The following is a 21,921-nucleotide window of genomic DNA, read 5'->3' as shown; positions in this document are numbered from 1 at the left end:
CAGGCGCCGCGGGCGGTATCGTCCGGAGCGATTCCGCGCGGCCGAGGGACCAGGCGCTCCATTTGACTCATCCGCTGGTGATCTCGATCGACGCCATGGGCGGAGACCACGGCCCGTCCGTGGTTATTCCCGGCGTCGCCCGCGCCCTGGACGTCCTGCCGTCCACGGTCCGCTTCCTGCTGCACGGCGATGAGGCCGCCGTCTCCGCCGAGGTCGGCCGCTGCAAGGGTCTCTCCGGCCGCGTCGAGATCCGCCACGCCGAGCGCGTGGTGGCCATGGACGAAAAGCCGGCCCAGGCGCTCCGCCGGGCCAAGGGCACGTCCATGTGGAACGCCGTCGAGGCGATCCGCGAGGGCGAGGCGGTGGCCGCCGTCTCCTGCGGCAACACCGGCGCCCTGATGGCGATCTCCAAGCTGATCCTGCGGATGAGCGCCGACCTCGAGCGTCCGGCCCTGGTCGCCGGCATCCCCACGCCGCGCGGGGTGACCACCTTCCTGGACGTGGGCGCCAACGTCGACTGCGACGCCGAGCGGCTGGTGGAGTTCGCCATCATGGGCGAGGCCTTCCACCGCGCCGTACACAAGGCCTCCCGCCCGACCGTGGGCATCCTCAACGTCGGCTCCGAGGACATGAAGGGCCACGAGGAGGTCCGCGAGGCCCACCGGGTGCTGCGCGAGGGCCGGCTCGACCTGGAGTACCGCGGCTTCGTCGAGGGCGACGACATCACCAAGGGCGTGGTGGACGTGATCGTCACCGACGGCTTCACCGGCAACATCGCGCTCAAGGCCATGGAGGGCGCCGCCCGCTTCATGACCGCCGAGCTCAAGGGCGCGCTGACGTCGAACGTCATGGCCACCGCCGGCGCGCTCGTGGCGCAGGGCGCCCTGCGCAAGTTCCGCGACCGGCTGAGCCCGCCGGCGGCGGCCCCGCTGCTCGGCCTGAACGGCATCGTGCTGAAGTGCCACGGCGGCGCGAGCGCCCGCGACATCTCCGAGGCGCTTCGTGTCGCAGCGGATCTCGCGCAAAGCGACTTCGCCGCCGAGATCGAACGGAATATGACCAAGCTGCCCGCCGCGCTCGCCGAGACGAGCCCGGAGCCAGCCGCCGATGGAGCCGCCTAAGTGTCCAAGGTCCTGCGTAGCGTCGTGACCGGGGTCGGCGGCTACCTTCCCCAACAGGTCGTCACCAACGAGGATCTCGCGAAGTTCGTCGACACGTCCGACGAGTGGATCCGCGAGCGCACTGGCATCGAGCAGCGCCACAAGGTGCGCGACGACGAGCCGGTGTCAGACCTCGCCGTGGCCGCCGCCCGCAAGGCGCTCGCCGCCGCCGGCCGCGCGCCGGACGACGTGGACCTGATCATCGTGGCCACCACCACGCCGGACCTGACCTTCCCGGCCACCGCCGCCATCGTGCAGCGCAAGCTGGGCTGCCCGGTGGGCGTCGCCTTCGACGTCCAGGCGGTGTGCTCGGGCTTCGTCTACGCCCTGTCGGTGGCCGACGGCTTCGTGGCCCGCGGCCGCTCCAAGTGCGCCCTGGTGATCGGCGCCGACGCCATGACCCGGCTGATGGACTGGACCGACCGCGGCACCTGCGTGCTGTTCGGCGACGGGGCCGGCGCCGTGGTGGTCGAGCCGCGGGAAGGCGAGGGGACCACCGAGGACCGCGGCCTGCTGGGCTTCGCGCTGCGCTGCGACGGGACCAAGCAGGACCTGCTCTACGTGGACGGCGGCGCCTCCACCGACGGACGCATCGGCCACCTGCGGATGCAGGGCAACCAGGTGTTCCGCCACGCCGTGGTCAACATCTCCGAGGCGATCAACGCCGCGGCCGCCGACGCGGGCGTGGAGGTCTCCGCCGTGGACTGGTTCATCCCCCACCAGGCCAACCTTCGGATCCTGCAGGGCGTGGCCCACCGGTGTGGCATCGACGAGGACAAGGTGGTCACCACGGTGATGCGTCACGCCAACACCTCGGCCGCCTCGATCCCGCTCGCCCTGGACGCGGCGGTTCAGGACGGCCGGATACAACCCGGGCAGCTCCTGCTGCTCGAAGCCATGGGCGGCGGGCTCACCTGGGGCGCCTGCGTGGTGAGGCTTTAGGAACGCGGCTTAACCGCGTTCTGCAATCCAGCCCTTGAAGTCCTTGTCATGATAAGACAATCAAGGACCATGAACAGCATCGCTGCGGGGAACGGGGCGACGATGAAGGGCGCGACGGTTACGCGGGCCGATCTCTGCGAGTCGGTCCACGAGGAGGTTGGCCTCACACGCCAGGATTGCAGTGAGCTGGTCGAGCGCGTCCTCGAGCTGATGGCCCAGGCCCTCGAGCGCGGCGAACAGGTCAAGCTTTCCGGCTTCGGCGTCTTCCAGGTGCGCGCCAAGCGCGCCCGCATGGGCCGCAATCCCAAGACCGGCGAGCCGGCGGCGATCGAGCCGCGCCGGGTGATCGGCTTCCGCGCGTCCCAGGTGATGAAGGCGCGGGTCGACCGCGCCCTCTCGCGGTGATCGCGCGGTGAGGACCGCGTAGCCGCCATGGCCAAAGGCCCGGAAGCCTTTCGGACGATCTCCGAAGCGGCGGACGAGCTGAACGTGCCCCAGCACGTGCTGCGGTTCTGGGAAACTAAGTTCTCCTTCATCCGCCCGATGAAGCGGGCGGGCGGGCGGCGGTTCTACCGGCCGCAGGACATCGCCGTGCTCAAGGGCGTGCGCCGCCTGCTGCACGATGAGGGCTACACCATCAAGGGCGTGCAGCGCCTCCACCGCGAGCAGGGCGTCCGCCGCCTGATCTCGGCCGGGGAGGGCGAGGGCGTCGCCCCGCCCGCCGCCGAAGACCTCGCCGAGGCGCACGCCGTCGACCTGGACGACGCCGCCCGCGCCCGCCTCGTCGCCATGCTCGCCGAACTCGAAGGCGCCAAGGCCCGCCTCGACGGCCTGCTGAAGCACTAGCCTCCGCACGTGTGGGAAATTCCTCGCCGCCGGCCGCTGGTCGGAGCGACAGGATTTGAACCTGCGACCCCTTGACCCCCAGTCAAGTGCGCTACCAGGCTGCGCTACGCTCCGCAGGCCGGTCGGCGAGGCGGGCCTTATAGGCAGGGGCGGGGCGGCCCGGCAATCCCCAAACGGCCGCGCCCTAACGTCCCGAGTTCATCCAGCGGAACAGCGGCAGGACCGGCACGCCCCAGAGGACGCCGGCCACGAGGTAGTAGGCGAGCTGGGCGGCCCAGTGCTTCGGCACATGCTCGCCCACCGACGCCACGATCCAGATGTAGGCGGCCATGAAGGCCAGGAGGCCGAACAGGCCGATCAGCTTGCGGGCGCGGGCGGTTTCGAGCATGGCGCGGTGATAGCGGGCCTGCGGCGTGGACGGAACGGCCGTTTCCGTTTAGCGGAGCGCCAAAGTTCAGCCTGAAAGCGGCGCGATTTCGGCTCCATGACCTCATTCCTGCGTTCCGACCGGTCCCAGGCCGTGGCCGTCTGGCTGTTCGCCGTGGCGGCCCTGGTGCTCGCCATGATCGTGGTCGGCGGCGCGACGCGGCTCACCGACTCGGGCCTCTCCATCACCGAGTGGAAGCCGGTGACGGGCGCGATCCCGCCGCTCTCCGAGGCCGACTGGCAGGCGGAGTTCCGCGAGTACCAGCAGATCCCACAGTACCAGCAGGTCAACCGCGGCATGAGCCTGGAGGCCTTCAAGACCATCTACTGGTGGGAGTGGTCGCACCGGCTGCTGGGCCGCATCGTGGGCCTCGCCTTCTTCGTGCCCTTCGTGATCTTCGCCGTGCGGCGGCAGATCCCCAGCCGGCTCTACATCCGGCTTGCCCTGCTGTTCGTGCTGGGCGGGCTGCAGGGGCTGATCGGCTGGTGGATGGTGGCCAGCGGCCTTTCCGAGCGGGTCTCTGTGGCGCCCGAGCGGCTGACCGTCCACCTGGGCCTCGCCTTCGCCCTGCTGGGCGCGCTCGTCTGGACGGCGCTCGACGCCTGGGCCGGCTGGGCGCGCCAGACGCTCCCCAGCCCCTGGGGACGCCGGGCGGCGATCCTGACCCTGCTGATCTACGTCCAGATCCTGCTGGGCGCCCTCGTGGCCGGCAACGACGCGGGCCTGGTCTACAACGACTTCCCGCTGTTCGCCGGCAAGCTGTTCCCGGACGACTACGCCGGCGCGGGCCTTTGGGCGACCATCGCCCACAGCCAGGGCGCGGTGCAGCTGCACCACCGGCTCTTCGCCTACCTGCTCACCGTGGCGGCCGTCGCCATCGGGTGGAGCGCCTGGCGCTCCAGGTACCTGGCCCCGGATTCCAAGCTGCTGGCCGTGGCCACGGCGGGCGTCGTGGTCTTCCAGGCGGTGCTGGGGATCGCCACCCTGATGGCCCGGGTGCCGATCGGGCTGGGCATCGCCCACCAACTCGTGGCCGCGCTGGCCCTGTGCCTGTCGGTGGCCTTCGCCTGGCGCGTGCGGCGAATTTAGCGCGGTATAATAATACCGCTACAGCTAATGTCCGGAAATTGCTGGTGTTTCCCAGGATATGGCGTGCGCCGGGGTGTTGACTTTGCGCCTGTAGCTGGGCATATGCCGCGCCTCACGTCGGGGCGCGTAACGGTCCCGCCTAAACTACGGATCGCACCCTCATGCTGAAGAGCACCACGGCTTCGCTGAAGCCGGCCGAGGTCGAGAAGAAGTGGATCGTGATCGACGCCCAGGACGCCGTTGTCGGCCGCCTGGCTTCGTTCATCGCCATGCGTCTTCGCGGCAAGCATCGGCCCGACTACACCCCGCACGTCGACTGCGGCGACTATGTCGTCGTGATCAACGCCGACAAGGTGAAGTTCACCGGCAAGAAGCTCACCGACAAGATTTTCTACTGGCACACCGGCCACCCGGGCGGCGTGAAGCAGCGCACCGCCGGCCAGATCCTCGCCGGCAAGTATCCCGAGCGCGTGCTCGAGAAGGCCGTCGAGCGCATGCTGCCGAAGGAAAGCCCGCTGGCCCGCAAGCAGATGACGCACCTGCGCATCTACAACAGCGGCGAGCACCCGCACGAGGCCCAGAACCCCGAGACCATCGCGTTCGCCGACCTGAACGCCAAGAACGTGCGGAGCGCGTAATGAGCGAAGCCAACACGACCGAAGCCACCGGCTTCGACGCCCTGAAGGGCATGGGCACCGCCGCCGCCGAAGAGGCCGTGGTCCGCGAGCCGAAGATCGACGCCCAGGGCCGCTCCTATGCGACCGGCAAGCGCAAGAACGCCATCGCCCGCGTCTGGATCAAGCCGGGCAAGGGCCAGATCACCATCAACGGTCGCGACCAGGCGGTGTACTTCGCCCGTCCCGTGCTGCGGATGATGATCGCCCAGCCGTTCGAGCTGTCGGACCGCGCCGGCCAGTTCGACGTCGTCTGCACCGTGGAAGGCTCCGGCCTCTCCGGCCAGGCCGGCGCCGTGCGCCACGCCATCTCCAAGGCGCTGACCTACTACGAGCCCGGCCTGCGCGCCGTGCTGAAGCCGCACGGCCTCCTGACCCGCGACCCGCGCGTCGTCGAGCGGAAGAAGTACGGCAAGGCCAAGGCCCGCCGCAGCTTCCAGTTCTCGAAGCGCTAGAGCCGCGCGCGAGCCATTCGCGTTTACGGAAGGGGCGCTTCGGGCAACCGAGGCGCCCTTTCTCTTTTCCGGGATCATCCATCCATGGCCCAGACAGTCTTCATCGACGGCGAAGCCGGCACCACCGGCCTGCAGATCCGCCAGCGGCTCGAGAGCCGCGCCGACCTGGAGGTGGTCTCCATCGACCCGGCCCGGCGCAAGGACGCCGACGCCCGGCGCGAGCTGCTGAACGGCGTGGACGCCGTCGTGCTCTGCCTGCCCGACGAGGCGGCCATGGAGGCCGTGGAGATGATCTCCTCCAACCACGTCCGGGTGGTGGACGCCTCCACCGCCCACCGGGTCTCGCGCAGCTGGGCCTACGGCTTCGCAGAGATGGACAAGGGACAGCGCGACCAGATCCGCCGCTCGCTGCGGGTTTCCAACCCCGGCTGCTACCCCACCGGCTTCATCGGGCTCGTCCGCCCGCTGGTGGAGCGCGGCCTCATCCCCGCCGACTTCCCGCTGACCGTCAACGCGATCTCCGGCTATTCCGGGGGCGGTAAGGGGCTGATCGCCGAGTTCGAGGACCAGGCCCCCCCCGCCGGCTCCGCCGACGCCTTCCGCACCTATGGCCTGACGCTGGCCCACAAGCACCTGCCGGAGATGCAGCAGCACGCGGGCCTCGTCCATCCGCCGGTGTTCGCGCCGTCCGTCGGCCGCTACGCGCAAGGGATGATCGTCGAGGTTCCGCTGCAGCTCTGGGCCCTGCCTGGCCAGCCGTCCCCCGCCGACCTGCGGACGGCGCTGGAGGCCGCCTACGCGGGCGAGCGCTTCGTCGACGTCGCCGGGACCGAGGAAACCGCCGACCTGCAGGAGCGCCGCAAGGGCGCCGCCGGCTTCGTGGCCGATCTCGACCCCGAGGCGCTGAACGGCACCAACCGGATGAAGCTGTTCGTGTTCGGCTCCGCCGACGGCCGCCAGGCCCGCCTCGTGGCCCTGCTGGACAACCTCGGCAAGGGCGCGTCCGGGGCGGCGGTGCAGAACCTCAACCTGATGCTGGGCCTGGACGAGGCGGCGGGGCTCTAGGTCCCGCTTGCATCTTCGGGGCGGCGGGCCACGTAATTCCACCATGAGCCCGATCGACCGCCGCCGCTTCCTGACGATGACGGCCCTGGCCTGCGCCGCGCCCGCCCCGGCCGCCGCCGACCCTTATGCGAGCTCGCCCTACCGCAAGCTCACCGACGCCGACTGGAAGACGAAGCTCTCGCCCGACGCCTGGCGGGTGCTGCGCCACGAGGCGACCGAGCGGCCGGGCTCCAGCCCGCTGAACCGGGAGAAGCGCAAGGGGACCTTCCACTGCGCCGGCTGCGGCCTGGCGCTGTTCCGCTCGGAGTGGAAGTTCGAGAGCGGGACCGGCTGGCCGAGCTTCTTCCGGGTGATCCCCGGCGCCATCGGCACGAAGGTGGACAACACCCTGGGCATGCGCCGGACCGAGTACCACTGCGCCCAGTGCCTGGGCCACCAGGGCCACCTGTTCCCCGACGGCCCGAAGCCCACCGGCCTGCGCTACTGCAACAACGGCCTGGCGCTGAGCTTCCGGCCCGCCTAGTCGCCTTCGCGTCTCACCGTGCCGGAGCCGGAGACGTCGGAGGTGAGCCGAGCGGGGTTGGTCAGCAGGATCACCTCGCCGGAGCCCGAGATGTTCACGTCCGCCGCCTCGGTGGGGGCGATCTTCGCCTCGCCGGAGCCGGAGATGTCCACCGAGGCCTCGCGCGCCTTCAGGTCGCTGAGATCGGCCTCGCCCGAGCCGGAGATCTCCAGCTCCAGCCGCTGGACCTGGCCCTCGGCCGCCACCTCGGCGGCGCCGTCCAGGTCCAGGTTGAGCTCGTCCTGGCTGTAGTTCTCCAGCACCAGGCGGTCCGAGCCGTTGAGCCTGAAGGTCGACAGGTTCGGCGCGGTCATCACGATGTTCAGCCGGGTGCGGCTGCGATGGCCGTCGAGGTATACGCGCCCGTCATTATCGATCCGCAGCAGGTCGACGGCGCGCTTGCGGCCGGTCACCGTCAGCTTCGCCGGCCCCTCGGCCTGCCGATAGGTGACGTCGGCCAGGACGTCGAGCTCCAGGGTGTCGCCGCCCGTCCAGGCCAGCTCCCGGGTCGCCTCGGGTCCGTCGTCGCCGGTCGAGACGTCCACATGGTGGTCCACGTCCCAGTCCCAGTCCCACCAGTCGCCCGACGCCCAGGCCCCGCGGGCGACCGCGTCCGGGCCGCCGATGGCGACGGCGGTGGACAGGGTGACCAGCGACAGGAAGAAGCCGGCCACGGCGATCATCAGAAGCACGCGGATCATTGCACTGCCCCTTGGGTTTGCGGTTCGAGGGCCGGCTTCAGCAGGCGGTAGTGGAGCCGGCCGTACCAGACGAGCGCGTTGACCAGTCCGATCACCACGATGGTGAGCACCGCCCCCACCGAGGCCGCGCCCGACATCAGGCCGATGCCGGCCAGGACCGCGGTCACCGGCCCGCCGGGCGGATCGGTGAAGGGCCCGGCCGCAAACACCATGCCGCCGGCGAAGAAGACGGCGATCACCGCCACCCCGATCCCGAACACCGCGCCGGCCACCGCCATCAGGATCGGCAGCAGGAAGATGATGTCGATGGCCCCGAGCCCCAGCACCGCGAACACCGCCGCGCCCGCGGCCGACGGGTTGCGCTCCTGCTCCCAGCGCTTGAGGCCGATCTCGGCCTTCAGCTCCCGGGCGAGGCGGGACGGATCCCCGAGCGCCGCGGCGACCTCTTCCTCCGTGCGGCCGGCGGCCGCGCCGTCGGCGAAGTGGGTCTCGTAGTCGTTGACGATGTCGGTGATGGCGTGGGCGGGCAGACCCGCCAGTCCCTCCCGCAACCTCGCCAGGAACGCCTGACGCGTCATTGCGCCTCTCCCAGGATGTTTTCCACGGCGCCGGAGAACGACCTCCAGGACGCCTTCTGCGACTCGAAGCTCCGCTTCCCCGCCTCGGTGAGCCGATAGTACTTCCGCGACGGGCCGGCGGTGGACTCCACCAGGTAGGTTTCGACCAGGCCGTCGCTCTGCAGGCGGCGCATGAGCGGGTAGATGGTGCCTTCGCCCATGCCGATCGCGTCGGCCAGGCGGCTGGCGATCTCGTAGGCGTAGCTGTCGTGCTGCGAGAGCAGCGCCAGCACGCAGAGCTCGAGGGCTCCCTTCTTCAGCTGGATCTCGATGGCTTCGGGCACGAGCGCCTCCTCACGAGCTTCTCTATCGCAAGGTAGCGTGCGTAACAAGGTAGTGGGCGTTACAAGTTAGTAAGGTTGCGGCGAACCGCTAAGCTCCGGCGCATGAAGACCTGGTTCGTCCTCCTATCCCTGCTGTTCGTCGCCGGCTGCGCCCGGGCGCCGCTCGATCCCCAGGCCGACCGCGCCGCCCGCGACTTCTACGCCGCCGTGCACGCCGGGGACTGGAGCCGCGTGGACGCCAGCCTGTCGCCGGCCATGGCCCGCGCCGCGAATCGGCGCGCGGCCTTCGAGCAGGTCCGCCGCGCCCTGCCGCCGGGCCCCGTCCGAGAGGTGAGGGCGGTGGGATGGACCCGGCCGGACGGGGCGGACCACGTCTCCGCCGTCCACCTCTACCGGTTCGCCGACGCCGACGTGGTGGTGAACACCGCGCTCGCGCCCTCCGGCCCGGGCGGCTCCCTGCAGGTGGCGAGCTTCCTCGCCAACCGGCTTCCGAAGGGCGTGGTGGAGGCCAACCGCTTCAGCCTCGCGGGCAAGAGCCCGCAGCACTACGGCTTCCTGGCCACGGCCTTCCTGAGCCCGCTGGTGATGGTGGCTGTCGCCGCCTTGGCCGCCATGACGCGGGGCCTGCGCTTCAAGATCGCCTGGATGGCCCTGGCGCTCGTCGGCGTGGGCTCCGCCTGGTTCAACTGGACGACCGGGGAGGGCGGCTTCACCGCCGCCCAGATTAGCCTGGTGAACATGGGCTTCGGCCGCGCCACGGACATCTCGCCGTGGATCATCCGCTTCTCCATGCCGGTGGGCGCCCTGCTCGTGCTGGCGAGGCTGCTCCTGATGCCGTCCCGCCGCGACGAAGCGGCGGCCTGACGCTCCCCATGCTCGTCATCCACGGCCTTGTGCCGGGGATCCATGTAGGGGCCAGCCGCGACGGCGCCGCGGGAATTCCCGGACCGCGGTGATCATGGATGGCCGGGACAGGCCCGGCCATGACGGTCAGGGATGATCAGCTCTTCACCTTCACATACTCGCCCGGCGCGTCGCCGAGCGGCGGCAGCGGCCCCTTGGCGGGGTCGCGGGCCGGGACGAGGCCGCCGGACTTGGCTTTCAGCCATTCCGCCCAGTGCGGCCACCAGGACCCGGGGGTCTCCTTCGCCATGGCCTGCCAGTCCTCCAGCGTCGCGGGCAGCTCCTCGGCCGTCCAGTGCTGGTACTTGTTGGCGGCCGGCGCATTGATCACGCCGGCGATGTGGCCCGAGCCGGCCATGGTGAAGGTCACCGGCCCGCCGAACAGCTTGGCGCTCTTGTAGACCGAGCGGGCGGGGGCGATGTGGTCCTCCTTGGACGACTGCATGTAGATCGGGATCTTCACGTCCCCGAGGCTCAGCCGCGTGCCGTCGATCTCCAGCTCGCCCTTGGCGAGCGCGTTCTCCCCGTAGAACTTGCGCAGGTAGAACATGTGCAGGGTCTTGGGCATTCGCGTCTGGTCGGAATTCCAGAACAGCAGGTCGAACGGCTTCGGCTCCCGGCCCAGCAGGTAGTTGTTCACGAAGAACGACCAGATCAGGTCGTTGGCGCGCAGCATGTTGAAGGTGTCGGCCATCGCCTGGCCGGAGAGCACCCCGCCGCCCTCGTCCATCTTCTGCTCGAGGGTCTTGAGCCAGTTCTCGTTGGTGAACAGCAGGAGGTCGCCGGCTTCCGAGAAGTCGTGCTGGGCGGCGAAGAAGGTGGCCGAGCCGATGGGCTGCACGCCGCGAGCCGCCATGTGCGCCAGGGCCGAGCCCAGCAGTGTGCCGCCGATGCAGTAGCCAACGGTGTTCACGTGGGTGACGCCGCACTGCTCCATGGCCGCTGCCGTGCCGGCGTAGATCCCGTCCAGCATGTAGTCGCCGAAGGTGCGGTCGGCGAGGCTGGCGTCGGGGTTCACCCAGGAGGCCACGAACACCGTGAAACCCTGGTCGGCGAGCCAGCGGATCATCGAGTTCTCGGGCCTGAGGTCCAGGATGTAGAACTTGTTGATCCAGGGCGGGAAGATCACCAGCGGGATCTCGTGCACCTGCTCGGTGGACGGGCTGTACTGGATCAGCTCGATGATCTCGTTGCGGAACACGACCTTGCCGGGGGCGGTGGCCACGTTCTCGCCGATCTTGAACATCTCGTAGTCGGTCTGGGCGATGGCGAGCTGGCCGCCGCCGCGCTCCAGGTCGGCGGCGAAGTTCTCCATGCCGCGCACCAGGCTCTCGCCGCCGGTCGCCAGCAGTTCGCGCAGCGCCGCGGGGTTGGAGGTCAGGAAGTTCGACGGCGCGAAGGCGTCCGTCAGCATCTTCATGAAGAACTCGGCGCGCCGCTTCTCCATGGGGTCGACGCCCTCCACGCCGCTCACCAGGCTGTTCAGCCAGTCGGAGGTGATCAGGTAGGACTGCTTGATGGCGTCGAAGGCGGGGTTCTCGGTCCACTCCGGGTCGTTGAACCGCTTGTCGCCCTTGGACGGGGCGGCCACCGGCTCGGAGCGGCCGTCGTGCAACCGCCGCGCGGTCGCCTGCCAGAGGTCCATGTAGCGGGTGAACAGGTCGGCCTGGGCGCGCATCAGCTTGTCCGGCTGGGCGGCGAGGCGGCTCATCACCTCGGTGAGCGCGGGGCCCACGTGGAAGGGGTCGGCGGTCAGCGCCGCCGGTCGCTCGGCGTTGCGCAGGGCCATCTCGGCGATCACGCCCTGGGCCGCCACCGCCGCGCGGGCGAGATTGCTGGACAGCCTCTCGAGCTGGTCGCGCTGTTCGGCGCTCAGGGCGGCGATGTCGAAGGCCGGCGCCCGGGGGGCCTCGGGCGCGGGGGCAGCCTGGGTTTCCTCCCGCGGCGCCTGGGTGACGGCGATCTCCGCCATCGCGTCCTCGGGCAGGGGCGGCTTCTCGAACGCCGGGCTTTCGGCGGGGGCCGTGGCGCGAGAGCCCTTGCTGGTCTTGCCGGGCGTGGGATTGGCCGTCTGCTCGCTCATCTGGCTTCCTTCCTGCGGCGAAGGCGCGCGCCCCTTCCACCGCATCCGATCATCGCATAAGACCTTAGCGGAGATGACTCCGCTCGCCCGCCTTTTTGTGAACGCCCGTCAAGGCTCTACGGCTGCGCGCCTGCTGGCGGCCGCCGGGGCCTCGGCGCTGCTGGCCGGCTGCGCGAGCAATCCCTTCGACGCGGCCAAGGTGGACCCCACCTCGCCGGTCGCGGGCGAGGTCTCCCGACTGGTCCGCGCCAACAGGGACTATCCCACCTTCGCCGAGATCCCGAAGAAGCCGACGGACGTGCGGCCGCTGCGCCTGTTCGGCCAGGCGGCGGACGAGGTCGCGGCCGCCGGCGCGGCGCTGGAGCAGGCCACGGCGCCCTCCACCTGGACGCTCAGCAACACCGACAGCTTCGCCGCCCGCGCCCGCAGCGACGCGGGCCCCGACGCGGGGCCGGCCGATCCGCGGTCCACCGAAGCCTTCGCCGACGACCTGCGCAGGCGAGCTACCCCGCCTCCGCCGCCTAAGAGATAGGGCCTGCGGGGGCAAAATCTTCCAAACCATGGCTTGGCGGACCTCTGCCCGGGGTCTATCCATGCCCGACCTCAGCTCCCGGAACGCCGCATTGGGCAGCTCGCGGCCAAGAGCTTCGAAATGACTCCCGAGTTTCACCGTATCCGTCGCCTCCCGCCTTACGTCCTCGAGGAGGTGAACCGCATCAAGGCCCGCCTGCGCGCGCAGGGGACCGACATCATCGACTTCGGCATGGGCAATCCCGATATGCCGACGCCGAAGCACATCGTCGAAAAGCTCATCGAGACGGCGCGAGACCCGAAGGCGGGGCGCTATTCCGCCTCCAAGGGCATCGCCGGCCTGCGCAAGGCCATGGCCGGCTACTACGGCCGCCGCTTCGGCGTGAAGCTGAACCCGGACACCGAGGTGATCGCCACCCTCGGGTCCAAGGAAGGCTTCGCCAATCTCGCCCAGGCGCTGACCGCGCCCGGCGACGTCATCGTCTGCCCCAACCCGGCCTATCCGATCCACGCCTACGGCTTCATCATGGCCGGCGGGGTGATCCGCCACGTGCCGGCGCACTCGCCGGAGGAGTACCTGGCCGGCGTCAGCCGCGCGGTGAAGCACTCCGCGCCCCCACCGACCGTGCTGATCCTGTCCTATCCGTCCAACCCGACGGCCCAGTGCGTGGACCTCGACTTCTATCGCGACGCCATCGCGCTGGCGAAGAAGCACGACATGCTGGTGATCTCCGACATCGCCTATTCGGAGATCTACTTCGACGACAACCCGCCGCCGTCGGTCCTGCAGATCGAGGGCGCCAAGGACATCGCCGTCGAGGTGAACTCGCTGTCCAAGACCTACGCCATGGCCGGCTGGCGGGTCGGCATGGTGGTCGGCAACGAGCGGATCTGCGCGGCGCTCGCCCGGGTGAAGTCCTATCTAGACTACGGCGCCTACACCCCGATCCAGGTGGCCGCGGCGACCGCGCTGAACGGGCCGCAGGACTGCGTCGACGAGATCCGAGCGATCTACAAGTCGCGCCGCGACGTGCTGGTGGAATCCATGCGCCGCGCCGGCTGGGACATCCCCGCGCCGCCGGCGTCCATGTTCGCCTGGGCCCCGGTGCCGGAGCAGTTCAAGGAGGCCGGCAGCTTGCTCTTCTCCAAGCTGCTGGTGGAGGAGGCCGGCGTCGCGGTCGCGCCCGGCGTCGGCTTCGGCGAGTATGGCGAGGGCTTCGTCCGCGTCGGCCTCGTGGAGAACGAGCACCGCATCCGGCAGGCGGCCCGCAACGTGAAGAAGTTCCTGGCCAACGCCGACGAGATCCTCGGGCGGCATCACAACACCCTGGCGGCGCAATGACCAAAGACTGGCGTATCGGCGTCGCGGGCCTCGGCACCGTCGGCGCCGGTCTTCTGACCTTCCTCTCCGAACATCCCGGGTTCGCGCCTGCGGGCGGGCGGGTGAGCGTGACCGGCGTCTCGGCCCGCTCGCGCTCGCGGCCGCGGCCGTTCGACATTTCGAACCTGCCCTGGTTCGACGATCCGGTGGCGCTGGCGACCTCGCCGGACGTGGACCTGTTCGTGGAGCTGATCGGCGGCTCCGACGGCCCGGCCAAGGCCGCCGTCGAGGCGGCGCTGAACGCCGGCAAGCCCGTGGTCACCGCCAACAAGGCGCTGATCGCCGAGCATGGCGCGGAGCTCGCCGCCCTGGCCGAGGCCAAGGGCGCGCCGCTGCTGTTCGAGGCCGCGGTCATGGGCGGCGTCCCGGCGGTGAAGATGGTCCGCGAAGCCCTGGTCGGCGACGAGATCAAGTCGGTGGCCGGCATCCTGAACGGCACCTGCAACTTCATCCTCACCGAGATGGAGGCCACCGGGCGCTCATTCGCCGATGTGCTCGCCGAGGCCCAGCGCCTGGGCTACGCCGAGGCCGACCCGACCATGGACGTCGGCGGCTTCGACGCGGCCCACAAGATCTCCATCCTGGCGGCGCTCGCCTTCGGCTGCGCGCCGAACTACGCCGCCGCCGAGATCGAGGGCATCGACCAGGTCGACCTGCTCGACATCAAGCTCGCCCGCGACCTCGGCTACCGGATCAAGCTGGTGGCCTCCGCCGACCGCTCGCCCGACGGCGTGCTGGTCCGGGTCCATCCGTCGCTGGCCCCCATGAGCCATCCGCTGGCCCAGGCGGGCGGGGCGCTGAACGCCCTCTTCATCGAGGGGACCCGCATCGGCCGGATCTTCGTGCAGGGGCCGGGGGCGGGGGCGGGGCCCACCGCCGCCGCCGTGGCCGCCGACATCGCCGACGTGATGACCGGCGCCGTCCGGCCCGTCTTCCAGACGCCGGCCGGATCGTTGCAGCCGTTCACCCCCATCGATCCGTCGAAGATGATGGGCCGCGCCTACCTGCGCTTCCTGGTGAAGGACGAGCCCGGCGTGATCGCGGCGGTCTCCGAGACCCTGGCCGAGGCGGGCGTGTCCATCGAGAGCTTCCTGCAGAAGCCGGTGGAGAACGCCGAGGGGGTGCCGATCGTGCTCACCACCCATGCAGTGGCGGAATCGGTGCTCATGGCCGCCGTGGAGCGGATCGCGGGCCTGCCGGCGGTGCTGGAGCGGCCCAGGCTGTTACGCATCGCGCGGATCTGAGAATTCGGGGATAATCCTCGCCTGGGGCGGGAGATGCACACGAGATGAGTTCCGAAGTTCTGGACCGCGGGCTCGTGCTCGACGCCGTCCGGGTCACCGAGGCGGCCGCCATCGCGGCCTGGAACCTGGCCGGCCGGGGCGACGAGATCGCCGCCGACCAGGCCGCGGTCGACGCCATGCGCACCGCGCTCAACGACCTGGCCCTCGACGGCGAGATCGTCATCGGCGAGGGCGAGCGCGACGAGGCGCCGATGCTCTATATCGGCGAGAAGGTCGGCAAGGGCGGCAAGATCAAGATCGACATCGCCCTCGACCCGCTGGAGGGCACCACGCTCACCGCCAAGGCCATGCCCAATGCGTTGGCGGTGATGGCCTGGGCGCCCAAGGGGACGCTGCTGCACGCCCCCGACACCTACATGGACAAGATCGCCTGCGGCCCGGGCTATCCGCCCGGGATCATCGACCTCGACGCCAGTCCCGCCGACAACGTCCGGGCGCTGGCCAGGGCCAGGGGGGTCGAGCCGTCAGAGATCACCGTCTGCGTGCTGGACCGCCCGCGCCACGCCGAGATCATCGCCAGCCTCCGCGAGGTGGGCGCACGCGTCTACCTGATCGGCGACGGCGATATCGCCGGCGTGATCAACACCGCCGACCCCACCACCGGGATCGACCTCTACCTGGGCTCCGGCGGCGCGCCGGAGGGCGTTCTGGCCTGCGCGGCCCTGAAGTGCGTCGGCGGCCAGTTCCAGGGCCGGCTGATGTTCCGCAACGCCGACGAACGCGCCCGCGCCGCCCGCGCCGGCATCACCGACCTCGACAAGAAGTACGACCTGCACGAGATGGTCCGCGCCGACGCCATCTTCGCCGCCACCGGCGTGACCAAGGGCGCCCTCCTCGACGGGGTGAAGTTCGAGGGCGGCTTCGTGCACACCCACACCCTGGTCATGAACTCCGCCACCCGCGCGGTGCGCGAAGTGCGGATGAAGCGGCCGATCTGAGACCCTGCGTCCGCTTCTGGCGGACGCTGCGGCTACCGGTCGGGTGGCGACTCACGCCCCGGAGGCCGATAGTGGCCGTTCGGAGCGGGTGGGAGACTGGCATTGGCGGACGGCAGCGCCTCGATCGGCTATCTCGGCGTCAACCGCTCGCTCTCGGGCCGGCGGTGGCGCGAGCGGCCGGCCTGCCCGGACCTGACCCGCCGCCACCAGCTCTCGCTGGGCTTGAGCGAACCCCTGGCCCGCGCGCTCGCCGCCCGCGGCGTCGGGGACGACCAGGGGCAGACCTACCTCAACCCCACCCTCAAGGCGCTCTTCCCCGACCCCTCCTGCTTCCAGGACATGGACCGCGCGGCCGAGGTCCTGGTCGACGCGCTCGAGCGACGCCGGCCCATGGTCGTGTTCGCCGACTACGACGTCGACGGCGCCTCCTCCGCCGCCCAATTGGTCAGGTGGTTCAGGGCCTTGGGCCACGAACTTCCCATCTACGTTCCGGACCGGATCACCGAGGGTTACGGTCCGTCGCCGGCCGCCTTCCGCCGCCTGCGCGACGAGGGCGCGGAGCTGGTCGTCACCGTCGACTGCGGCGCGGCCGCCCACGACGCGCTGGCCTGCGCCGCCGAGATCGGCCTGGAGGTCGTCGTCATCGACCACCACCTGATGCGCGGCGACGAGATTCCCAGCGTCGCTGCCCTGGTGAACCCCAACCGCCCCGACTGCGTCTCGGGCCAGGGTCACCTGGCCGCCGCTGGCGTCACCTTCGTCCTGCTGGCCGCCCTGAACCGCGAGGCGCGCCGTCGCGGCCTGTTCGGCGACCGCGCCGAGCCGGACCTGCGCCAGTGGCTCGACCTCGCCGCCATGGGCGCCATCTGCGACGTCACCCAGCTCGTCGGCTTCAACCGCGCGCTCGCGGCCCAGGGGCTGAAGGTCATGAGCGGCTGGCGCAATCTCGGCCTCAAGGCCCTGCTGGACGTCGCCAAGAGCGAGGGTCCGGCCAGCGTCTTCCACGTGGGCTTCATCCTCGGCCCCCGGATCAACGCCGGCGGCCGGATCGGCCGCGCGGACCTCGGCGCGCGCCTGCTGTCCACCGATGACCCGGAGGAGGCGAGGGCGCTGGCCGAGGAGCTCGACGCCCTGAACGCCTCCCGCAAGGAAGTGGAGCGCGAGGTGGTCGAGGCCGCCGTGACGGTGATCGAGCGCGAGATGAACCAGCCCGACCAGGCCTGCCTGCTGGTGGCCGCCGACGGCTGGCATCCCGGCGTCATCGGAATCGCCGCAGGACGCCTGCGCGAACGCTACCGCAAGCCGGTCGTGGTGGTGGGCATCGATCGCGCCGCCAACGTCGGCAAGGGCTCCGGCCGTTCGCAGCCCGGGGTGAATCTCGGCCGCGCCGTCCAGGCCGCCTTCGACGAGGGGCTGCTGCTGGCCGGCGGCGGCCACGCCATGGCGGCGGGCCTGTCCGTGCGCCCGGACACCATTCCCGAGCTCCGCGCCTTCCTGAACGAACGCCTGGCCGCCGAATCGGAGGCCGCGGCGGCCGAGGACTGCCTCGACGTCGACGCGCTGGTGACCGCCCAGGGCTGCAGCCGGGCCATGTGGCAGGATTTCCAGCGCCTGGCGCCGTTCGGCCCCGGCAACCCGGAGCCGGTGTTCGCCGCCGCCGACGTGCGGATCGAGCGGCCGATGGCCCTGCGCGGCGGCCACGTCCGCTGCACCCTCGCGGACGGCTCCGGCGGCAAGCTGAAGGCGATCGCCTGGCGCGTGGAGGATACCGAGACCGGCCGCCGGCTGCTCGCCGAGGGCGGCGCGGTGCATGTTGTGGGTCGTCTGAAGCCGGACGATTGGCAGGGCCGGGAAGGCGTCCAGTTCGAGATCGAGGACGTCGCCGATCCGCGTCGCGCCTGATGTTTAGCGGAGGGTCTTGCACCCCCGTCTGAAGGCTTATATAGAGCCCGCCTCGCGACCGCGGTCCCTTCGTCTATCGGTTAGGACGTCAGGTTTTCAACCTGAAAAGAGGGGTTCGACTCCCCTAGGGACTGCCATCGCGCCTCCCCCGTATTGAGCACCCGTCCGGCTCCGGGCCCCTCCGCACGCTTAAAATCCCCGTTGACGCCGCGCGCATTAGGCGAACAGTGTTATAGTTGGCTCCAATCCGTGTGGATGGGGGGTATCGGGGCCGAGGGGCGAGATGGCTGGTTTCGAATTCGAGCAGGTGGATGCGCAGGCCGTGGCCGTGCGGATCACCGGTCGCGTCAAATGGTTCGACGCGGGCAAGGGGTATGGCTTCATCGTCCCGGACGATCCGAGCCAGACCGACCTGAAGGACGTGCTGCTTCACGTCACCTCGCTCCGCAACTCCGGCCGTGACAACGCCCTCGAGGGCTCGGCCATCACCTGCGACGTGGTCCGCCGGCCGAAGGGATGGCAGGTGGCCGAGGTCGTCGAGATCGACGAGAGCTGCGCCCCGCCGCCAACCGAGCGCCGGGGCCGGGAGGACGGCTTCCGACGTGAGCGGCCCGACGGCTTCGGCTCCGGCTTCGTGAGCCGCGTCCCGCGCCGGCCCGTGCAGGCGACGGGCCCGCTGGAGCGCGCCAAGGTGAAGTGGTTCAACCGCACCAAGGGCTACGGCTTCGTGGTCCGCGACACCGAGCCCGGCGACATCTTCATCCACATCGAGACGCTGCGCCGCTCCGGGATGGAGGACCTCCAGCCGGGCGACGACGTCATGGTCCGTTTCGCCGAGGGGCCAAAGGGCCTTGTTGTCGCCGAGATCGAAACCACTCTAGGCTAGCGCGAAAGCCTCGGAGTCCTCTCTTGTCCACCTTGCAGCTCGGCCGGCGCGGCCTCCTCGCGCTCGCCGCCGTCCTTTGCGTCTCGCCGGCGGCCTATGCGCAGGACATCCCGCGGCAGGACCCCGGCAGGTGCAAGGGCCAGCCCGAGATCCGGCCGCTGCAGCCGCTGCAGGTGGTCACCCAGAGAGGCCGCGCCAGCTTCCAGGTGGAATACGCCGACAGCGAGCGCGAGCGGCAGTACGGGATGATGTGCCGCCGGAGCATGGCGCCGGACCGCGGCATGCTGTTCGACTTCCACAAGCCGCAGAACCTGGCGTTCTGGATGCGCAACACGCTCATCCCGCTCGACATCGTCTACATCCGCGCCGACGGCACGGTGCTCTCCATCGTCCGCAACGCCCGGCCGCTCGACGAGACTCCACTGCCCTCGAACGGCGCGGCCCGCGCGGTTCTCGAGATTCCCGGCGGCCGCGCCGCCCAACTGGGCATCCTGCCGGGCGACAAGGTGGTCCACCGGATCTTCGCCGGTGGCTGAGGACGAGGAACGGGTCCCGGACCCGCCCGCGGGCTTCGTGCTGGCCGAAGGCCGCGGCGCCTTCTCCACCCACAACGGCCCCTATTTCCACCGCCCCGGCGACGACGAGGGCGTGGCCCAGGCCTTCTATGCGCTGAAGCGCCACACCAACGGCGTCGGCATCGTGCACGGCGGCATGCTGTCGGCCTTCATGGACGGGGTGCTGGCGGGCGCCGTCTGGCGCGGCGCGCGCCGCCGGGCGGTGACCATCCACCTCTCCATCGACTTCCTGCACATGGCCCGGGCCGGCGACTGGATCATCGGGGAGGCGAGGCTCACCCGCGCGACCCGCGACGTCGCCTTCGCCGAGGGTCGCGCCTATGTAGGCAAGACCGACGTGGTCCGCTGCTCCGGCGTCTTCAAGCTGATGGGCCACTGAGCGGCCGCGTTCCGTTTGCGGAAAGCCGAAAACGCCCATATTGCAGGACCGCCGGCGTTTCCGGGGCGTAGCGCAGCCTGGTAGCGCATCTGCTTTGGGAGCAGAGGGTCGTGTGTTCGAATCACACCGCCCCGACCACGCCGGCTTGAGGAGTTCGAGGACCGTCCATGCTCGCGCGCATCTTCCGCCCGTCCAAGACCGCCATGCAGTCGGGCAAGCAGAAGACCCATGACTGGGTTCTGGAGTTCGAGCCGAGCGCCGCGCGCAGACCCGATCCGCTGATGGGCTGGACCCAGACCGGCGACACCGTCTCCAGCCAGGTCCGGCTGACCTTCGAGACCAAGGAGGACGCGGTCCGCTACGCCGACGCCCACGGCATCGCCTTCCAGCTGATCGACCCGAAGCCAGCCAAGAAGATCATCAAGGCCTATGCCGACAACTTCGCCTTCGGCCGCAAGATCCCCTGGACGCACTGATCCGGGACCGCCCGGGCGCCCGTAGCTCAACCGGATAGAGCATCCGCCTTCTAAGCGGACGGTTGCAGGTTCGAGTCCTGCCGGGCGCGCCAGGGCGGCTTACGGCTGGGGCGGTTCCCACCCGCGAGGGTCTGGCCGAGCTTTCCGGACTGTGTTTCTATTTCGTTCCACATCGCGGAGCGGGACAAATGGGGCTGGACCTTCTCGTCGAGAGTTGCGCGCGTCCGGGTCACGAGGCCGAGTGGCGGCGCATCATGGAGCGCTACCTCGCGGACGAGCAGCTTAGCGACGCCGAAACCGAGCGCTTCCCGGCGGTCAGCACGCCAGCCTACGAGCGTCTCGGGGCGCCTCGGGTGGGCGAGGATTCCGCCGCCGACGCCTGGATCATCGAGAAGCTCGAGGCAAGCACCCCCGAGGAGATCGAGAGGGTCCTGACGGAGCACCGCGGCTACTATGCGCTGCCCCTGGTGAAGAGCGACGGAATTCCGGACTACAGCCATGGCGGTCAGTACGACGGCGTGGACGAGACCAGCTTCCGCGGATCCTTCCTGTCGCTCTGCACCTCAGTGCTGGACCAGTCCCAAATCGACCGTGCGTGGGAGCACAAGTTGCCGGAGCAAGCCGTCGCCTATGGGCAGGAGCTGCTTGCGGCCGTGGAGGCGGTGAGATCGTCGGGGCCCCGCCCGCCGCCGAAGCGTGGCCTTCTCGGCTTTCTGGGCAAGCGGGCGGAGCCCACGGTATTGGACGAGCAGTTGAAGATCGTGGAGGCCGCCGGCCGCTGGTTCATCTTCTGGGGCTCACGGGGCCACCCGATCCGCGCCTGGGCGTGAAGCCCCCTGGCAAGCCTATAGCGGCAGCTTCGGCTGGGTCTCGGCGTCGGGCCAGCGGACGAAGGTCGGCAGGTGGGCGCGGGCGGCGATCTCGGTCAGCATGGCCTGGGCGAGCTGGTCAAGCGGCGCGCCTTCCCGGTAGTCGCCGGGTCCCGCGAGATGCGCCCGGCCGTCCTTGCGCAGGTCCACGGCCGCCCGCTCGGTGAACGGATTGCCGTCCTCGTAGACCGCCACCGCATAGCCGCCCTGGTCGGTCACCAGGCGCATGGTGGGGACGTCGGTGAAGCCGTCGCCGAAGAACACGATGCGGTCGAACGGAACCGGCCGCTCGTCCTTCTCCTGGGCGCGGTTGATCGCGTAGTTGTCCCACTCCTCCAGCGTCCACTTGTTGATGCGGAAGAGGTACTGGGTCTTGGACGTGTAGTTGACGCCGAGCGCCACCCCGATCGCCTCCTCGTTCTCGTCGAACATGAAGGCCGAGGCGTAGATCCGCTCGAAATGCCGGGCGATCGGCGAGCCCTCGATCAGCTCGCGGTTGCCCGACGAGATGATGAAGTGGTGCAGGTCGAGCCCCATGCCGGCCGCGCGCTGGTTCTGGCGCTCGAACCAGTCCTCCACGCCGGGGAACAACTTCAGGGTCGCGCCGCGCCGGCGCCAGCTGTCCAGCGACAGCTCCAGGCCCTTCTCGCGGGCCTTGGCGAGCATCATGTGCATGTAGGCCAGGATGGTGTCGCCGCGCTGGGCCTTGGCGAGCGCATCGACCTCGGCCCAGAACTCGGCCCGGTCCATGGCCAGCTCGTCGGGGATGAAGGCGTGGTTCTGCATGAAGCCCGGCGCCAGCGTGCCGTCGAAGTCGTAGGCGAAGACCACCCGGGGCCGTTCGGTGTTCATGTGCGGTCCGTCCGTCGCGA

26 protein-coding genes and 4 tRNA genes are annotated in these 21,921 nt (G+C 70.1%); 23 read left to right on the top strand and 7 right to left on the bottom strand.

The genetic code is table 11. The features are described from left to right. Nucleotides 1-62 precede the first annotated feature (62 nt). From plsX to VM685_RS12595, 4 genes are all read left to right on the top strand, one after another. The gene (gene plsX, locus VM685_RS12610) at nt 63-1,121 is read left to right on the top strand and encodes a phosphate acyltransferase PlsX (RefSeq protein ID WP_325460509.1); all 1,059 of its coding nucleotides are present in this window, start codon (nt 63-65) and stop codon (nt 1,119-1,121) included. Further along, a complete protein-coding gene (locus tag VM685_RS12605; RefSeq protein ID WP_325460508.1) occupies nt 1,122-2,102 on the top strand; it encodes a beta-ketoacyl-ACP synthase III in 981 nt (326 codons plus the stop codon). A 102-nt stretch (nt 2,103-2,204) separates the two neighbouring features. After that, nucleotides 2,205-2,507 (top strand): integration host factor subunit alpha, encoded by a 303-nt coding sequence (locus VM685_RS12600; protein WP_325460781.1) that lies wholly within the window; start codon nt 2,205-2,207, stop codon nt 2,505-2,507. A gap of 27 nt (nt 2,508-2,534) precedes the next feature. Continuing rightward, nucleotides 2,535-2,948, top strand: a complete 414-nt coding sequence (locus tag VM685_RS12595) for a MerR family transcriptional regulator (RefSeq protein WP_325460507.1) — start codon at nt 2,535-2,537, stop codon at nt 2,946-2,948. 37 nt (nt 2,949-2,985) lie between these two features. Here the strand turns inward: VM685_RS12595 and VM685_RS12590 are convergent. Further along, nucleotides 2,986-3,062: transfer RNA gene (locus tag VM685_RS12590), tRNA-Pro, on the bottom strand. Between the two features lie 70 nt (nt 3,063-3,132). Then, on the bottom strand, nt 3,133-3,336 hold the full coding sequence (locus VM685_RS12585; protein ID WP_325460506.1) for a DUF2842 domain-containing protein: 204 nt from the start codon (nt 3,334-3,336) through the stop codon (nt 3,133-3,135). A 96-nt stretch (nt 3,337-3,432) separates the two neighbouring features. On the opposite strand from VM685_RS12585, the gene VM685_RS12580 reads away from it, so the two are divergent. From VM685_RS12580 to msrB, 5 genes are all read left to right on the top strand, one after another. Next, nucleotides 3,433-4,464, top strand: coding sequence for a COX15/CtaA family protein (locus tag VM685_RS12580; protein WP_325460505.1), 1,032 nt, complete (start codon nt 3,433-3,435; stop codon nt 4,462-4,464). 164 nt (nt 4,465-4,628) lie between these two features. Continuing rightward, nucleotides 4,629-5,102 (top strand): 50S ribosomal protein L13, encoded by a 474-nt coding sequence (rplM, locus tag VM685_RS12575; RefSeq protein WP_325460780.1) that lies wholly within the window; start codon nt 4,629-4,631, stop codon nt 5,100-5,102. Then, a complete protein-coding gene (gene rpsI / locus VM685_RS12570; protein WP_325460504.1) occupies nt 5,102-5,593 on the top strand; it encodes a 30S ribosomal protein S9 in 492 nt (163 codons plus the stop codon). Before rplM ends, rpsI begins: the two co-directional genes overlap by 1 nt. A gap of 15 nt (nt 5,594-5,608) precedes the next feature. Continuing rightward, complete coding sequence (argC, locus tag VM685_RS12565) at nt 5,609-6,658, top strand: N-acetyl-gamma-glutamyl-phosphate reductase (RefSeq protein ID WP_325460779.1); 1,050 nt, start codon at nt 5,609-5,611, stop codon at nt 6,656-6,658. Nucleotides 6,659-6,701: 43 nt separating this feature from the next. Continuing rightward, nucleotides 6,702-7,181, top strand: coding sequence for a peptide-methionine (R)-S-oxide reductase MsrB (gene msrB / locus VM685_RS12560; RefSeq protein ID WP_325460503.1), 480 nt, complete (start codon nt 6,702-6,704; stop codon nt 7,179-7,181). Here msrB and VM685_RS12555 read toward each other — a convergent pair. The 3 genes from VM685_RS12555 to VM685_RS12545 are packed head-to-tail and all read right to left on the bottom strand — an operon-like array spanning nt 7,178 to nt 8,822. Then, entirely contained in the window at nt 7,178-7,921 is a 744-nt protein-coding gene (locus tag VM685_RS12555; protein ID WP_325460502.1) for a GIN domain-containing protein, read from the bottom strand. The genes msrB and VM685_RS12555 overlap by 4 nt on opposite strands. Beyond that, on the bottom strand, nt 7,918-8,499 hold the full coding sequence (locus tag VM685_RS12550) for a DUF1700 domain-containing protein (RefSeq protein WP_325460501.1): 582 nt from the start codon (nt 8,497-8,499) through the stop codon (nt 7,918-7,920). Before VM685_RS12550 ends, VM685_RS12555 begins: the two co-directional genes overlap by 4 nt. Next, a complete protein-coding gene (locus tag VM685_RS12545; protein WP_325460500.1) occupies nt 8,496-8,822 on the bottom strand; it encodes a PadR family transcriptional regulator in 327 nt (108 codons plus the stop codon). Before VM685_RS12545 ends, VM685_RS12550 begins: the two co-directional genes overlap by 4 nt. Nucleotides 8,823-8,924: 102 nt before the next feature. On the opposite strand from VM685_RS12545, the gene VM685_RS12540 reads away from it, so the two are divergent. Beyond that, entirely contained in the window at nt 8,925-9,686 is a 762-nt protein-coding gene (locus VM685_RS12540; protein ID WP_325460499.1) for a hypothetical protein, read from the top strand. A 136-nt stretch (nt 9,687-9,822) separates the two neighbouring features. On the opposite strand, the gene phaC is transcribed toward VM685_RS12540, so the two are convergent. After that, a complete protein-coding gene (gene phaC / locus VM685_RS12535; protein WP_414693364.1) occupies nt 9,823-11,808 on the bottom strand; it encodes a class I poly(R)-hydroxyalkanoic acid synthase in 1,986 nt (661 codons plus the stop codon). A gap of 97 nt (nt 11,809-11,905) precedes the next feature. Between phaC and VM685_RS12530 the strand changes: the two genes are divergently transcribed. The 13 genes from VM685_RS12530 to VM685_RS12470 all read left to right on the top strand — a co-directional run bounded on the left by VM685_RS12530 (nt 11,906) and on the right by VM685_RS12470 (nt 21,010). Beyond that, nucleotides 11,906-12,340: a hypothetical protein gene (locus VM685_RS12530; RefSeq protein WP_325460498.1), complete on the top strand. Its 435-nt coding sequence runs from the start codon at nt 11,906-11,908 to the stop codon at nt 12,338-12,340. A 120-nt stretch (nt 12,341-12,460) separates the two neighbouring features. Beyond that, nucleotides 12,461-13,681 carry an LL-diaminopimelate aminotransferase gene (locus tag VM685_RS12525; protein WP_325460497.1) on the top strand — a complete coding sequence of 407 codons (1,221 nt, stop codon included), beginning with the start codon at nt 12,461-12,463 and terminating at the stop codon, nt 13,679-13,681. Next, complete coding sequence (locus VM685_RS12520; RefSeq protein ID WP_325460496.1) at nt 13,678-14,964, top strand: homoserine dehydrogenase; 1,287 nt, start codon at nt 13,678-13,680, stop codon at nt 14,962-14,964. Before VM685_RS12525 ends, VM685_RS12520 begins: the two co-directional genes overlap by 4 nt. Nucleotides 14,965-15,008: 44 nt before the next feature. Then, nucleotides 15,009-15,962, top strand: coding sequence for a class II fructose-bisphosphatase (gene glpX / locus VM685_RS12515; RefSeq protein WP_325460495.1), 954 nt, complete (start codon nt 15,009-15,011; stop codon nt 15,960-15,962). Nucleotides 15,963-16,064: 102 nt separating this feature from the next. Beyond that, nucleotides 16,065-17,864 (top strand): single-stranded-DNA-specific exonuclease RecJ, encoded by a 1,800-nt coding sequence (recJ, locus tag VM685_RS12510; RefSeq protein WP_325460494.1) that lies wholly within the window; start codon nt 16,065-16,067, stop codon nt 17,862-17,864. A gap of 62 nt (nt 17,865-17,926) precedes the next feature. Further along, nucleotides 17,927-18,001: transfer RNA gene (locus tag VM685_RS12505), tRNA-Glu, on the top strand. A 146-nt stretch (nt 18,002-18,147) separates the two neighbouring features. After that, the gene (locus tag VM685_RS12500) at nt 18,148-18,750 is read left to right on the top strand and encodes a cold shock domain-containing protein (RefSeq protein WP_325460493.1); all 603 of its coding nucleotides are present in this window, start codon (nt 18,148-18,150) and stop codon (nt 18,748-18,750) included. 23 nt (nt 18,751-18,773) lie between these two features. Further along, the gene (locus VM685_RS12495; protein ID WP_325460492.1) at nt 18,774-19,286 is read left to right on the top strand and encodes a DUF192 domain-containing protein; all 513 of its coding nucleotides are present in this window, start codon (nt 18,774-18,776) and stop codon (nt 19,284-19,286) included. Further along, nucleotides 19,279-19,704 carry a PaaI family thioesterase gene (locus VM685_RS12490; RefSeq protein WP_325460491.1) on the top strand — a complete coding sequence of 142 codons (426 nt, stop codon included), beginning with the start codon at nt 19,279-19,281 and terminating at the stop codon, nt 19,702-19,704. The genes VM685_RS12495 and VM685_RS12490 overlap by 8 nt, the downstream gene beginning before the upstream one ends. 61 nt (nt 19,705-19,765) lie before the next feature. Then, nucleotides 19,766-19,842: transfer RNA gene (locus VM685_RS12485), tRNA-Pro, on the top strand. A gap of 29 nt (nt 19,843-19,871) precedes the next feature. After that, nucleotides 19,872-20,180 (top strand): ETC complex I subunit, encoded by a 309-nt coding sequence (locus VM685_RS12480; protein ID WP_325460490.1) that lies wholly within the window; start codon nt 19,872-19,874, stop codon nt 20,178-20,180. A gap of 15 nt (nt 20,181-20,195) precedes the next feature. Then, nucleotides 20,196-20,272, top strand: a tRNA-Arg gene (locus VM685_RS12475). 96 nt (nt 20,273-20,368) lie between these two features. After that, nucleotides 20,369-21,010 carry a hypothetical protein gene (locus tag VM685_RS12470; protein ID WP_325460489.1) on the top strand — a complete coding sequence of 214 codons (642 nt, stop codon included), beginning with the start codon at nt 20,369-20,371 and terminating at the stop codon, nt 21,008-21,010. Nucleotides 21,011-21,025: 15 nt separating this feature from the next. Here the strand turns inward: VM685_RS12470 and VM685_RS12465 are convergent, their stop codons facing one another. Further along, entirely contained in the window at nt 21,026-21,901 is an 876-nt protein-coding gene (locus tag VM685_RS12465; protein ID WP_325460488.1) for an HAD family hydrolase, read from the bottom strand. Between the last annotated feature and the right edge of the window lie 20 nt (nt 21,902-21,921).

Source organism: Phenylobacterium sp. (assembly GCF_035539035.1).
GTDB lineage: Bacteria > Pseudomonadota > Alphaproteobacteria > Caulobacterales > Caulobacteraceae > Phenylobacterium.
The sequence above is the reverse complement of the archived record's forward strand: the minus strand, read 5'-3'. Positions and strand labels throughout refer to the sequence as shown.

Coding starts and splice junctions, on each gene's coding strand:
- VM685_RS12585 (WP_325460506.1), bottom strand. CDS start 3,336: ATGCTCGAAACCGCCCGCGCCCGCAAGCTGATCGGCCTGTTCGGCCTC.
- VM685_RS12465 (WP_325460488.1), bottom strand. CDS start 21,901: ATGAACACCGAACGGCCCCGGGTGGTCTTCGCCTACGACTTCGACGGC.
- VM685_RS12470 (WP_325460489.1), top strand. CDS start 20,369: ATGGGGCTGGACCTTCTCGTCGAGAGTTGCGCGCGTCCGGGTCACGAG.
- VM685_RS12480 (WP_325460490.1), top strand. CDS start 19,872: ATGCTCGCGCGCATCTTCCGCCCGTCCAAGACCGCCATGCAGTCGGGC.
- VM685_RS12520 (WP_325460496.1), top strand. CDS start 13,678: ATGACCAAAGACTGGCGTATCGGCGTCGCGGGCCTCGGCACCGTCGGC.
- VM685_RS12595 (WP_325460507.1), top strand. CDS start 2,535: ATGGCCAAAGGCCCGGAAGCCTTTCGGACGATCTCCGAAGCGGCGGAC.
- glpX (WP_325460495.1), top strand. CDS start 15,009: ATGAGTTCCGAAGTTCTGGACCGCGGGCTCGTGCTCGACGCCGTCCGG.
- VM685_RS12525 (WP_325460497.1), top strand. CDS start 12,461: ATGACTCCCGAGTTTCACCGTATCCGTCGCCTCCCGCCTTACGTCCTC.
- VM685_RS12555 (WP_325460502.1), bottom strand. CDS start 7,921: ATGATCCGCGTGCTTCTGATGATCGCCGTGGCCGGCTTCTTCCTGTCG.
- VM685_RS12580 (WP_325460505.1), top strand. CDS start 3,433: ATGACCTCATTCCTGCGTTCCGACCGGTCCCAGGCCGTGGCCGTCTGG.
- rpsI (WP_325460504.1), top strand. CDS start 5,102: ATGAGCGAAGCCAACACGACCGAAGCCACCGGCTTCGACGCCCTGAAG.
- VM685_RS12500 (WP_325460493.1), top strand. CDS start 18,148: ATGGCTGGTTTCGAATTCGAGCAGGTGGATGCGCAGGCCGTGGCCGTG.
- msrB (WP_325460503.1), top strand. CDS start 6,702: ATGAGCCCGATCGACCGCCGCCGCTTCCTGACGATGACGGCCCTGGCC.
- phaC (WP_414693364.1), bottom strand. CDS start 11,808: ATGAGCGAGCAGACGGCCAATCCCACGCCCGGCAAGACCAGCAAGGGC.
- VM685_RS12600 (WP_325460781.1), top strand. CDS start 2,205: ATGAAGGGCGCGACGGTTACGCGGGCCGATCTCTGCGAGTCGGTCCAC.
- VM685_RS12540 (WP_325460499.1), top strand. CDS start 8,925: ATGAAGACCTGGTTCGTCCTCCTATCCCTGCTGTTCGTCGCCGGCTGC.
- VM685_RS12550 (WP_325460501.1), bottom strand. CDS start 8,499: ATGACGCGTCAGGCGTTCCTGGCGAGGTTGCGGGAGGGACTGGCGGGT.